General features: G+C 62.3%; 6 protein-coding genes and 2 tRNA genes. 6 read left to right on the top strand and 2 right to left on the bottom strand.

What is annotated here, in order from left to right:
* Window positions 1-144: 144 nt before the first annotated feature.
* From A8G00_RS12945 to ppdK, 3 genes are all read left to right on the top strand, one after another.
* Complete coding sequence (locus tag A8G00_RS12945) at window positions 145-1,017, top strand: glycine--tRNA ligase subunit alpha (protein WP_103000862.1); 873 nt, start codon at window positions 145-147, stop codon at window positions 1,015-1,017.
* A 97-nt stretch (window positions 1,018-1,114) separates the two neighbouring features.
* Window positions 1,115-3,205, top strand: a complete 2,091-nt coding sequence (glyS, locus tag A8G00_RS12940; RefSeq protein ID WP_103000861.1) for a glycine--tRNA ligase subunit beta — start codon at window positions 1,115-1,117, stop codon at window positions 3,203-3,205.
* A 145-nt stretch (window positions 3,206-3,350) separates the two neighbouring features.
* A complete protein-coding gene (gene ppdK / locus A8G00_RS12935) occupies window positions 3,351-6,053 on the top strand; it encodes a pyruvate, phosphate dikinase (protein ID WP_044662403.1) in 2,703 nt (900 codons plus the stop codon).
* A gap of 38 nt (window positions 6,054-6,091) precedes the next feature.
* Here the strand turns inward: ppdK and A8G00_RS12930 are convergent, their stop codons facing one another.
* The gene (locus tag A8G00_RS12930) at window positions 6,092-6,589 is read right to left on the bottom strand and encodes a hypothetical protein (protein ID WP_103000860.1); all 498 of its coding nucleotides are present in this window, start codon (window positions 6,587-6,589) and stop codon (window positions 6,092-6,094) included.
* A gap of 139 nt (window positions 6,590-6,728) precedes the next feature.
* On the opposite strand from A8G00_RS12930, the gene A8G00_RS12925 reads away from it, so the two are divergent.
* Together A8G00_RS12925 and A8G00_RS12920 are read left to right on the top strand one after the other, a co-directional pair.
* Window positions 6,729-6,805: transfer RNA gene (locus tag A8G00_RS12925), tRNA-Arg, on the top strand.
* A gap of 145 nt (window positions 6,806-6,950) precedes the next feature.
* A tRNA-Arg gene (locus tag A8G00_RS12920) sits at window positions 6,951-7,027 on the top strand.
* 28 nt (window positions 7,028-7,055) lie between these two features.
* Here the strand turns inward: A8G00_RS12920 and A8G00_RS12915 are convergent.
* The gene (locus A8G00_RS12915; protein WP_253257991.1) at window positions 7,056-7,910 is read right to left on the bottom strand and encodes an endo alpha-1,4 polygalactosaminidase; all 855 of its coding nucleotides are present in this window, start codon (window positions 7,908-7,910) and stop codon (window positions 7,056-7,058) included.
* A gap of 619 nt (window positions 7,911-8,529) precedes the next feature.
* Between A8G00_RS12915 and A8G00_RS12905 the strand changes: the two genes are divergently transcribed.
* Window positions 8,530-12,825, top strand: a complete 4,296-nt coding sequence (locus tag A8G00_RS12905; protein WP_103000857.1) for a cadherin domain-containing protein — start codon at window positions 8,530-8,532, stop codon at window positions 12,823-12,825.
* The last annotated feature ends 5 nt before the right edge of the window (window positions 12,826-12,830 follow it).

The following is a 12,830-nucleotide window of genomic DNA, read 5'->3' as shown; positions in this document are numbered from 1 at the left end:
TTCCATGCGGGCCACCGGCCGCCAGAGCAAGCGGATTTACGGTTAAGCCCGCCCTCTTTCCCTTGACCCTGCGCCCTCGCTGCGCCAAGGCGCGCCGCAATCGATCCGTCATTTTCTTAAAGCCGTGATTTCTGGGGACCACCGGTGGCGACAAGTAAAGCGCTTTCCTTTCAGGACCTGATCCTGACCCTGCATGCCTATTGGGGACGGCAGGGCTGCGTGATCCTGCAACCCTATGACATGGAAGTGGGCGCGGGCACCTTCCACCCCGCGACGACGCTGCGCAGTCTTGGCCCCAATGCCTGGAACGCCGCTTATGTCCAGCCCAGCCGCCGTCCGACCGATGGCCGCTATGGCGAGAACCCGAACCGTCTCCAGCATTATTATCAATATCAGGTCATCATGAAGCCCAGCCCGGCAAACCTCCAGGAACTTTACCTGGGTTCGCTGGCGGAGATCGGCATCGATCCGCTGCTCCACGACATCCGCTTCGTCGAGGACGATTGGGAAAGCCCGACGCTGGGCGCCTGGGGGCTTGGCTGGGAAGTGTGGTGCGACGGGATGGAAGTCACCCAGTTCACTTATTTCCAGCAGATGGGCGGTTTCGACTGCAAACCGGTCGCGGGTGAGCTGACCTATGGCCTGGAACGCCTCGCCATGTACATCCAGGGCGTCGACAGCGTGTATGACCTGAAGTTCAACGATGCGGGCGTCACCTATGGCGAAGTGTTCCTGGAAAATGAGCGGCAGATGTCGAAATGGAATTTCGAGATAGCCGATACCGAAAAGCTGTTCCGCTGGTTCAGGGATGCGGAGGCGGAGTGCAAGGCTTCGCTGGAGGCAGGCGTTCCGCTCGCCGCCTATGATCAGGCGATCAAGGCGAGCCATGTCTTCAACCTGCTGCAAGCGCGTGGCGTCATCTCGGTGCAGGAACGTGCCAGCTATATCGGCCGCGTTCGCGACCTCGCCAAGGGCGCCTGCGAAAAGTGGATGGAAGTGAACGGGTGGGCCGCATGATGGACTCGATTATCTCCGCCATGCCCACCAAAGCCGGGATTTCGGACCCGGCGGCGTCCCACTTGCGGCGCGGCGCGCCCAACCTGGAGGAAGCCGCATGACTGATTTCCTCCTCGAACTGCGCTGCGAGGAAATCCCCGCGCGCATGCAGATCAAGGCATCGGAAGACCTTGGCCGCCTCTTCACCGAGGAACTGGCAAGGTCCGGCCTGCAGCCTGAAAGCATCGACAGCTTCGTCACCCCCCGCCGCCTGGCCCTGATAGCCCGCAACCTGCCGTTGGAAACCGCCGCTGTCAGCGAAGAATTCAAGGGGCCCCGCACCTCGGCGCCCGCGCAGGCGCTGGAGGGCTTCCTTCGCAAGACCGGCCTGACCCAGGATCAGCTTGAGGATCGTGACGGCGTCTGGTTCGCCACGGTAAACAAGCCCGGTCGCGCCACTGCCGAGGTTCTGGCCGAAGCCGTCCCTGCCATTATCCGCAGCTTCCCCTGGCCCAAGTCGATGCGCTGGGGCGCCGCCTCGCAGACCACGGAAAGCCTGCGTTGGGTCCGCCCGCTGCAAGGCATCGTCGCGATCCTGGGCGAAGATCTGGTCGACATCGAAATCGAAGGCATCCGCAGCGGCTACGCAACGCTGGGGCACCGCTTCCACCATCCCGGCGAGATCACCATCGGCGGCGCGCATGACTATGCCGAAAAGCTGCGCGCATGCCATGTGATCGCCAGCCACCAGGAACGCCAGTCGATCATCGAGGCAAGGGCTGCCGAAGCCGCGGCAGCCCGCGGCTACGCGGTGATCGAGGACAAGGGCCTCATCGCGGAAAATGCGGGGCTGACCGAGTGGCCGGTCCCGCTCTTGGGCGATTTCGACCCGGCCTTCCTTGAGGTGCCGCCTGAAGTCATTCAGCTAACCCTGCGTATCAACCAGAAATATTTCGTCCTGCGCGACGCGGACGGCAAGCTGGCCCCGGCCTTCATCTGCACCGCCAATATCGAGGCGAAGGATGGCGGCGCGGCGATCGTGGCGGGCAACCGCAAGGTTCTCGCCGCCCGCTTGTCGGATGCCCGCTTCTTCTGGGAGCAGGATCGCAGGACGAAGCTGGAGGATCACGCAAAGAAGCTGGAACGCATCACCTTCCACGAAAAGCTCGGCACCGTGGCCGATAAGGTGGAGCGTGTCGCAAAGCTGGCGCGCCGGCTGGTGGAAGAAGGCATCGTCGCCCCTGCGAAGGCGGGGCCCCATCCCCAGATCTCTCACCCGGATGCAACATCGGCGATGGATTCCCGCCATGGGAATGACGAAGGGAAAAAGGCGCTGGCGGACTTGGCCGAACAGGCTGCCCGTCTCGCCAAGGCCGACCTCGTCACCGAAATGGTGGGCGAGTTCCCTGAACTTCAAGGCATCATGGGCGGCTACTATGCCCGGGCCGAAGGCCTGCCCGATGCCGTGGCGGATGCCATCCGCGACCATTACAAGCCGGTCGGGCAGGGAGATGAAGTCCCGACCGCGCCGCTGACCGTGGCGGTATCGCTGGCCGACAAACTGGATACGCTCCGCTCCTTCTTCGGCATCGATGAGAAGCCTACCGGCTCGCGCGATCCCTTCGCCCTCCGCAGGGCAGCGCTGGGCGTCATCCAGATCGTCACCGCCAATAATTTGCGTCTGTCCGTGGCGGAGGGTGAATTGCTCGACTTCTTCGCGGACCGCCTGAAGGTCCAGCAGCGTGAAGCCGGCGTCCGCCATGACCTGATCGACGCCATATTCGCGTTGGGCGGCGAAGACGATCTGGTCCGCCTGCTCGCCCGCGTGGAGGCGCTCCAGTCCTTCATCGCCACGGACGACGGCGCCAACCTCCTCGCCGGCTACAAGCGCGCGGCAAACATCCTCAAGAAGGAAGGCGCCGAAACAGCCGGGCAGGTCGAACTCTCCCATGCCCCCGAACAGGCGGAGGCGGACCTGATCGCCGCGCTCGACGCCGCGGAGCCTCGCGCTGACGCCTCTCTGGCGGCGGAAGATTTCGAAGGGGCCATGGCAGCACTTGCAACATTGCGGGCGCCGATCGACGCCTTTTTCGAAACCGTCACCGTCAACGATGCCGATCCGGCGAAACGTTCCGCTCGCCTCGCGCTGCTTGCGCGGGTGCGGAACGCCGTCCACGCGGTGGCCGACTTCTCGAAAATTACGGGCTAATACCAAAACATACCCGCACAAGCGGGAAAATCAGTGGAATCGGAGAGCAATCGTCGTAAAAGCGGGTGCGTTTGTCGCCCGCCTGTTGTTTAAGTTTTGTTGCATCGCACAAATACACGGCAATCAGTGCAGGAGAGCCGCGATTATGTTGACAATGGAAGAGGCCAGCATGAGCACGACCGCAACCCGTTATGTTTATCGTTTCGGCGGCGGCGTCGATGATGGCGGCAAAGGGGACAAGAATCTTCTCGGCGGCAAGGGTGCGAATCTGGACGGCATGGCTGCGATCGGCCTGCCGGTGCCCCCGGGCTTCACCATCACCACGGAGATGTGCACCCGCTATTATCAGGACGGCGGCGTCTATCCTGAAAGCCTGAAAGCGGAAGTCGCCAACGGCATCGCCCATATCGAGGGCATCACCGGCAAGAAGTTCGGTGACAAGGCCGACCCGCTGCTGGTTTCCGTTCGTTCCGGCGCACGCATCTCGATGCCTGGCATGATGGACACGGTCTTGAACCTCGGCCTCAATGACGAAACCGTGCTGGGTCTGGCTGCCGCTTCCGGCGACGAACGTTTCGCCTGGGACAGCTATCGCCGTTTCATCCAGATGTATTCGGACGTGGTGCTGGAGCTCGACCATGGCGCGTTCGAGGAAGCGCTGGAAGTCGCCAAGGAAGACCAGGGCTACACGCTCGACACGGAAATGACCGCCGACGATTGGAAGGCGCTCGTCACCGAATATAAGGGCCTTGTTTCAAAACTTTGGAACAAGCCCTTCCCGCAGGATGTGAACGACCAGCTCTGGGGCGCAATCAGCGCCGTCTTCGGTAGCTGGCAGGCTGACCGCGCCAAGGTCTATCGCCGCCTGAACTCGATTCCCCATGATTGGGGCACGGCCGTGAACGTGCAGGCAATGGTGTTCGGCAATATGGGCGATACTTCCGCCACCGGCGTCGCTTTCACCCGCGACCCGGCGACCGGCGAGAATGCCTATTATGGCGAATATCTGATCAATGCGCAGGGCGAGGATGTGGTGGCGGGCATTCGCACGCCGCAGTATCTTACCAGGCAGGCGCGCGAGCGGGCAGGGGCCAAGCCGCTGTCGATGGAAGAGGCGATGCCGGAAACCTATGCCGAACTGGCGCGGGTGTTCCAGATCCTCGAAACCCATTATCGCGACATGCAGGACATCGAGTTCACGGTGCAGCAGGGCAAGCTCTGGATGCTCCAGACCCGTTCGGGCAAGCGCACCGCCAAGGCCGCGCTCAAGATCGCGGTCGACATGGCGAATGAGGGCCTGATCACCGAGGAAGAAGCGGTCGCCCGCGTCGATCCCGCCGCGCTCGACCAGCTTCTGCATCCGACGCTCGATCCCAAGGCGCCGCGCGACGTGCTGACCAAGGGCCTGCCCGCCTCTCCGGGCGCGGCTTCGGGTGCCATCGTGTTCGACGCCGACACTGCGGAGCGCCGCAACGAACTGGGCGATTCGGTGATCCTCGTTCGTGTGGAAACCTCTCCGGAGGACATTCACGGCATGCACGCGGCCAAGGGCATCCTGACCGCGCGCGGCGGCATGACCAGCCACGCGGCCGTGGTGGCGCGCGGCATGGGCCGTCCCTGCGTTTCCGGCGCGGGCAGCCTGTCGATCGACAATGCCGCCAAGACGCTGCGCATCGAAGGCCGCACGCTCAAGGAAGGCGACATCCTCACCATCGACGGTTCGACCGGCGAGGTGATGGCGGGCGAAGTGCCGACCGTGCAGCCGGAACTGGCGGGTGACTTCGGCACGCTGATGGGCTGGGCCGACAAGGTCCGCCGCCTCAAGGTCCGGGCCAATGCCGAAACGCCGCTGGATTGCCAGACTGCCCGCGATTTCGGTGCTGAAGGCGTGGGCCTCTGCCGTACCGAGCATATGTTCTTCGACGCGGCCCGCATCACCGCCGTGCGCGAGATGATCCTCGCGGACACGGAAAAGGGCCGCCGCATCGCGCTCGACAAGCTGCTGCCGGAACAGCGCGACGACTTCGCGCAGATCTTCATGGTGATGGCGGGCCTGCCCGTCACCATCCGCCTGCTCGATCCGCCGCTGCACGAATTCCTGCCGCATGGCGAAGCGGAGTTCGAGGAAGTGGCCAAGGCTGCGGGCGTCGGCGTGGAAGCATTGAAGCGCCGCGCTGCCGAACTGCACGAATTCAACCCGATGCTCGGCCATCGCGGTTGCCGTCTGGGCGTCACCTATCCTGAAATCTACGAGATGCAGGCCCGCGCCATCTTCGAAGCCGCGCTGATCATCAAGCAGCGCAGCGGCGAGGCGCCGATCCCTGAAATCATGATCCCGCTCGTTGCCACGAAGAAAGAGCTGGAACTGATGAAGGCGATCGTCGACAGCGTGGCCAAACAGGTTTTCGAGGAGCAGGGCGCCAGCGTCGACTATCTGGTCGGCACGATGATCGAACTGCCGCGCGCTGCGCTAAAGGCAGGCGAGATCGCGGAAGTGGGCGAATTCTTCTCCTTCGGCACCAACGACCTGACGCAGACCACCATCGGCATCAGTCGCGACGATGCCGGCCGCTTCCTGACGCAATATGTGGACAAGGGCATCTTCGCCCGCGACCCGTTCGTCAGCATCGACGTGGAAGGCGTTGGCGAACTGATCGAACTGGCCGCCGAACGCGGTCGAGCGACCCGTGAGGGCATCAAGCTCGGCATTTGCGGGGAACATGGCGGCGACCCGGCCTCCATCGCCTTCTGCGAGAAGACCGGCCTCGATTATGTGTCGGCCTCGCCCTATCGCGTGCCGATCGCGCGACTGGCGGCGGCTCAGGCGGCGCTGGCGAACCGGAAATGACAGGAAGGGGGCGGGAGATTATCCCGCCCCCTTCATTTTTAGACAGGCGTGGCGCGCTGGTCGTAGAGCCGCGCATGTTCATGATCCTGACGCGCATCCAGCAGGCGGGCCTGTTCCCGCCATTCCTCCCGGGAAATCACGCCGCTTCGCAGGCCGAGGCGCGTTTCAAGCGCTGCCTCCTGCTCGCTGCTGATCGCCGCGATCTGATCGTAGCGATGATAGCCCGCCTGATTGAGCGCGATCTCGTCCTGAGGGGTGATGCCCCGGATGCGGCTGAAATCATCCCGCTCATGCGCGCTTCCGGCGGTCCCAAGGGTGGCGGAGCGTGGAGGAACCGACTGACGTTCCAGTTCGGCAATCCGCTCCTGCGCCGCCGTCAGGCGGGCGTCGCGGTCCTTGACCGCCTGGGCGTGGGCAAGCTGCTCATCACGCCAGTAGCGCTTATATTTGCCGCGTCCGCTCATGATGAGGCCCAGAAGCAGCCCGATCAGCAGCGCGATCACCAGCAGCGCGATTTCGTTGGGATTGAAGGTCATCTCAGCATCCTTTCCTGCCTCTCGAACGACCGGAGCGGGACAAGGTTGCGGTACGACGCCTTCGATCAGGCAGTCCGCCAAAAAAGTGCAAAAAGGGCTTGCCCAAATGTCTGGCCGCTTCTATCTGCGCCACTCCAACGCACCCGTAGCTCAGCTGGATAGAGCATCAGACTACGAATCTGAGGGTCGGACGTTCGAATCGTTCCGGGTGCGCCATTTCCCCAAATTCCGTTTTCCCTTGCTCGCACGGGCGTGAAGCCGCTTGTCCTCAGGCTCGGTCGCACGGCATCTTTTAAATTCAAGATTGTCCAGTTTAGGGGTTGCCAGACTGCCCGCCCCCTTCTATCTGCCCCTCCACAACGCACCCGTAGCTCAGCTGGATAGAGCATCAGACTACGAATCTGAGGGTCGGACGTTCGAATCGTTCCGGGTGCGCCATTCCCTTCACATTGCCGCGAAGCCCGTTTCAAGGAACGCAGCGGTCCGGTGCGGGCCTGTCCAGGTCCACGACGGTGATGATCGTGGAGACGGTGGCGCTGGCGGACACGCTGCATGTTCTGGCGCGGTCGAAGGTTCCGGCGGGCCATTCCTCCGGATATTCGGCATTGAACGCCGGCTTGCCCGCCGCAACATAGGGCGCGCTGTCGGCACAGAAATCGCCCAGCACGCATCCTTCGAACAATATGGCGTCGAACAGCGGCGCCAGCGCCGCGGACGAACCGCTGGTGTTCTTCTGCACCGGTTTCAGTCCATAGCCGCGCGCCCGGGCGGACAGGGCGGTCACATAGGCGATCATGTCCTGTTCGGTCAGGTTGAACCCCGTCGTCGCGGCTCCATCCTCGAACGCATCCATCACGTCGAATTCGACATAGTCGAAACCCTTGTCCCGGCACATGCGCAGCCGGTCGTCCATGATCTGGATGAATTCGGGGTAGCGGCGAATGTCGATATAACGTTCGCCCGCAAAGCCGGGATAGCTGTTGCCCAATAGTCCGGATATGGCCGAGAGGCTGGCATAGTCGGGCCGGTTGCTCTCCGCCGATCCGACATCGAGATAGCAGATCGTCCTGGTTCCACGGGATTTGGCCAGCGTCACATAGGATGCAGCCGTGTCGAACCCGTCGACGTCGAGATAGGCAACGGCAGGCGGCGCCGGGGGCAGGCCCTGGCTCTGCAATATCCAGTCCCAACTGGAAAGCGTCGCGGGTGCCGGAGTGGGCGTGGGGGAAGGGCTGGGGGAGGGTGATGGTGTCGGAACCGGGGTCGGCGTGGGTGCGGGGGTTGGCGAACCTTCATCTCCGCCTCCACATGCAGCCAGCATCAGCGTTGCGACGGCAAGAAGGCCGATCGACGATAGTTTTTCGCACGCCCCAAGCACAATCCCAGTCCCTTCTCGCGGAACATCGATCCCGATCTGATGAACGGCCTCCGGCGGGACAGGTGGTCGAAGCGGAAGCGGTATAAAGTAAAATAAAGAAGGTAGGGATATGGCTATGGATATAAACCGTCAGCTATACTTAACGAAATGACGTCGTTAATTGCCGGCATATTTGCCGTTATTTTGGATTTTTCCGGGGATTCTGTTCATTGAAGTTGACATTGGAACATGCCTAACCGCAAATTAACCATGGGTAAAAACTTCAAAAACCGAGTCGCCCCAGATAGATGCGCGGTGTGACTGTAGCCTTGGGCGGAATCCCGGTCATGGGAACTGCTATGGGCATGAGAAGATGACTTCTATACCCTGATACAGCCTCATCGACATGGATAATGGCTGGGCATGTCCCGGAACGGCATCCTTTGTCTTGGGTATCGGGCAAAAGCGTTGTGCTTCATTGCCCAATTTTCAGGCGTGACTGGTTTTTACTTGGAAAAACCAAAAGATATTCGGTCGCAAACTTATGAAATGATTTCGGCATCCATAAGTTTGGGGGTTTGCCATGACCTATGGCCACAGCGTCACCATCGACGGCTCTCTGAATGACTGGCTCGCAACCGACCGGATCGACGACAACAGCGCCCCCGGCTATCAGGTTTATGCGACCCTGGACAATGACGCCTTCGTCTTCGCCCTGACGGCTCCGGTCGCCATAGGCGCGGACACCACCGTCTGGCTGAACACGGACGGCAGGACCGCCACGGGTTATCAGATTTTCGGCTTTGCCGGCGGCGCCGAATATAATGTGAACTTCGCGGCGGACGGCACGGTGAACCTCTACACCGGCGCAGCGGGGGAGACGCTGGTGCTGTCCGGGCTGCAGACGGCCTGGTCGGCTGACCGGACCACGGTCGAATTCCGCCTCCCCACTTCGGCGGTGGGCAATCCGGCGGCGATGTACACCTATTACGACATCAACAACCTGTCGAACAGCTTCATGCCGTCCAATTATCTGTCGGCGCCGTTCACGGTCTTCAACCAGACGACCGCAACCCAGGCGCCTGACATGCGGATCGGCATCGTCTTCTCCCAGACGACAGCCGACGACTATTTCAGCCCCACCGCCTATTCGCAGCTTTTCATGTCGGTTCAGGCGCAGGCGATCCAGGCCGGCATCCCCTTCGACATATTGACGGAAGCGGACCTGACCGACCTTGCCAAGCTGTCCCATTACGATGCGCTGGTGTTCCCGTCCTTCCGCAACGTGCCCGTCGACAAGGTGGAGGCGATTTCCCACACGCTGGAAATGGCGAGCAAACAACTGGGCATCGGCCTGGTCACGGCGGGCGAGTTCATGACGAACCAGCCCCATGTGCAGGGCGGTACGATCGGCGGCGATCCGCTGCCCGGCGATCCCTATGCGCAGATGAAGCTGCTGTTCGACGCAACCCGCGTCACCGGGGGCACCGGCAATGTGGTGGTGAACGCGACCGACGCGACGGGCCTCGTCCTCGACCATTATGCCAATGGCCAGCAGGTGAACAGCTACACCGGCGTCGGCTGGAACGCCTTTACCAGCGTCAGCGGCACGGGCCACCAGATCGCGACCGAGACCATCGATGGCGGCTCCGTCTATTCGGCCGCGCTGGCGACGCAGACCGGGGCGGCGCGCAACATTCTGTTCTCCAGCGAAGGCATCATGGCCGACGCCAATATGCTGCAGCAGGCGATCTCCTATGCGGCGAACGGCACCGGCCTGTCGGTCGGCCTGCACCTGTCGCGAGATTCCGGCATCGTCGCAGCCCGCGTCGACATGGATCAGAGCCAGGAACTGGAAGACGTCAATCCCGCGGGCAGCACGCCGGGCATCTACGACAAGCTGTTGCCCATCCTGACGCAGTGGAAGGCGGATTATAATTTCGTCGGCAGCTTTTATCTGAACGTCGGCGACGGCACGAACGGCACCGGTACCGACTGGGCGGTGTCCCTGCCTTATTACAAGGCGCTGCTGGACCTTGGCAATGAGATCGGCACGCACAGCCTGACGCATCCGGAAAACACCAACCTGCTCAGCGCGCAGCAGATCCAGACCGAATTCCAGAACAGCATCACGATCCTCAACCAGCAGATCGGCGCCTATCTGAACCAGCCGTTCCAGATCACGGGCGCGGCCGTGCCCGGCGCGCCGGAACTGCTGCCGACCTCGCAGGAGATCATGAAATATGTGTCGGACTATCTGACCGGCGGCTATGCGGCACAGGGGGCGGGCTATCCCAATGCCTTCGGCTATCTGACGCCGGACAATCAGAACCAGATCTATTTCGCGCCCAACACCTCCTTCGACTACACACTCATCGAATTTCAGAAGAAGACCGTGGCGGAGGCGACAGCCGCCTGGATCGGGGAGTTCGACAAGCTGGTCGCCAATGCGCAGACGCCGGTGATCGTCTGGCCCTGGCATGATTATGGCGCTGCGGATTTCCTGTCGGGCAGCCCGACGGTGGACAGTCCCTATGATATTTCGATGTTCACGAGCTGGTTGCAGCATGCGGTGGCGGCGAACATGGAGTTCGTCACCCTGGACGATCTGGCCGCGCGCATGACGGCGGTCAGGAATGCGACGATCACGACCACGGCGGCGGGCAACAGCATCACCGCCAGCGTCGGCGGCGCCAATGTCGGCAATCTGTCGCTGGACGTCGACCGCCAAGGCGCTCTGGTCATCCAGAATGTGACCGGCTGGTACGCCTATGACAGCGACAGCGTCTTCCTTCCCCAGAGCGGCGGAACCTTCAGGATCAATCTGGGAGCGGCAGCGGACGATGTGACGCACATCACCGATCTGCCGATGCGGGCCGTGCTGCTGAGCGTCGCCGGCGACGGTCACAATCTTGCCTTTTCCGTTCAGGGGGAGGGGAAGGTCGTCATCGACATCGCCAATCCGGGCACGGACGGGATCGTCGTCACCGGAGCCTTGGGCTATAGCCGGGTCGGGGAGATCGTAACGGTCGATCTGGGCGGCTATGGCCTGCACAATGTCACGCTGGAATATAAGAATCCGCCGGTGATCGTCTCCGGTGGCGGCGGTCCGACAGCGGCGCTTTCCATGGCGGAGAACGGCACGGCGGTGACGACCGTTGTCGCGACCGACGCGGATGTCGGAACGGTGATCGGCTATTCCATCTCCGGCGGAGCGGACGCCGCGAAATTCAAGATCGACAGCGCGACGGGCGCCTTGGCTTTCCTCACCGCGCCGAATTTCGAGGCGGCTACCGACGCCGGGACGAACAATGTCTACGACGTCGTGGTGCGTGCGTCCGACGGCACGCTGTACGATGATCAGGCGATCGCGGTCACGATCACCAATGTGAACGAGGCGCCGGTCATAACCTCCAACGGCGGTGGCGCGTCCGCGGCTATTTCCGTCGCCGAAAACACAACCGCCGTGACCAGCGTGACCGCGACCGATCCCGATGCGGCTACGGTTCTCGCCTATTCTATCGTCGGCGGACCCGATCGCGCGCTTTTCTCTATCGATGCATCGACCGGCGCGCTCGCCTTCCTCAGCCCGCCCAATTACGACCTGCCCGGCGATGCGAACGCGAACAATGTCTATAGCCTGACGGTAAGGGTGTCCGACGGAGCGCTGTTCGACGATCAGGCCATCAACGTCACCGTCACCAATGTGAACGAGCATGCGCCGGTGATCACTTCCGGCGGCGGCGGCGATACGGCTGCCGTTTCCGTCTCCACCGGCACGCGGCCGGTGATGAAGGTGACGGCGGTCGATCCGGATGCCAACACGACGCTGGCCTATTCCATTGCGGGCGGCGTGGATGCGAGCAAATTCACGATCAACGCTTCGACAGGGCAGCTCAACTTCGTCAACACGCCCAATTATCTGCTGCCGACAGACACCGGCAAGGACAATGTCTATGACGTCATCGTCCGCGCGTCCGACGGAACATTCTATGACGACCAGGCCATCGCCGTCACCGTCACCATCCTCAACGCCGCGCCGATCATCATCTCGAATGGCGGGGGCGCTTCCGCAACCATCCGAATGGCCGAAAATGGCACGGCCGTGACGAAGGTCGTGGCGACGGACGTCAATCTGGGCCAGACAATCACCTATTCGCTGGGGTCAGCCGTTGATGGCGCGCTCTTTTCCATCGATCCCCAGACCGGAGTCCTGACCTTCAAGAGCGCTCCGGATTTCGAAGCGCCCGCAGATTCCAACCTGGACAACCGCTATCAGGTGCAGGTGCTGGCCACGGACAGCCTGGGCGCGCAGGATTCCCAGAACCTGACGGTCGTCGTCAACAATGTCTCCGGCCTGTCGCTGACGGCGGCAAGCGGTGGATCGACGCTCATCGGTCAGGGGGAGGAAGACACGCTGAGGGGCGCCGGCGGCAACGACACGCTGATCGGCAATGGCGGGTCCGACACGCTGAACGGCGCGGGCGGCAACGACATCATCGATGGAGGGGCAGGCGCCGACCGCATCACGGGAGGGGCGGGCGCGGACATATTGACCGGCGGCGCCGATGCCGACCTGTTCATCTATAACGCCACAGGCAACAGCACGCCCGCGATCATGGACCGGCTCATGGATTTTCAGCAGGGGATCGACCGGATCGACCTGTCCGCAATCGACGCAATGCCGGCGCTGTCGGGAAACCAGGCCTTCAGCTTCATCGGCAATGCAGCCTTTTCCGGGCCGGGCCAGCTTCATGTCTATTCCAACGGTACGGACAGCTTTGTCGACGCGAATGTCGACAATAATCCGGCGACGGTGGATTTCGCGATCAGGCTGATCGGGGTGCACAACCTGACCGCGAGTGACTTCCTGCTTTAGCGACG

The organism is Sphingobium sp. SA916 (assembly GCF_002894065.1).
Taxonomy (GTDB): Bacteria; Pseudomonadota; Alphaproteobacteria; order Sphingomonadales; family Sphingomonadaceae; genus Sphingobium; species Sphingobium fuliginis.
Note: the sequence above shows the minus strand (reverse complement) of the source record. Positions and strands in the feature narration are given on the sequence as shown.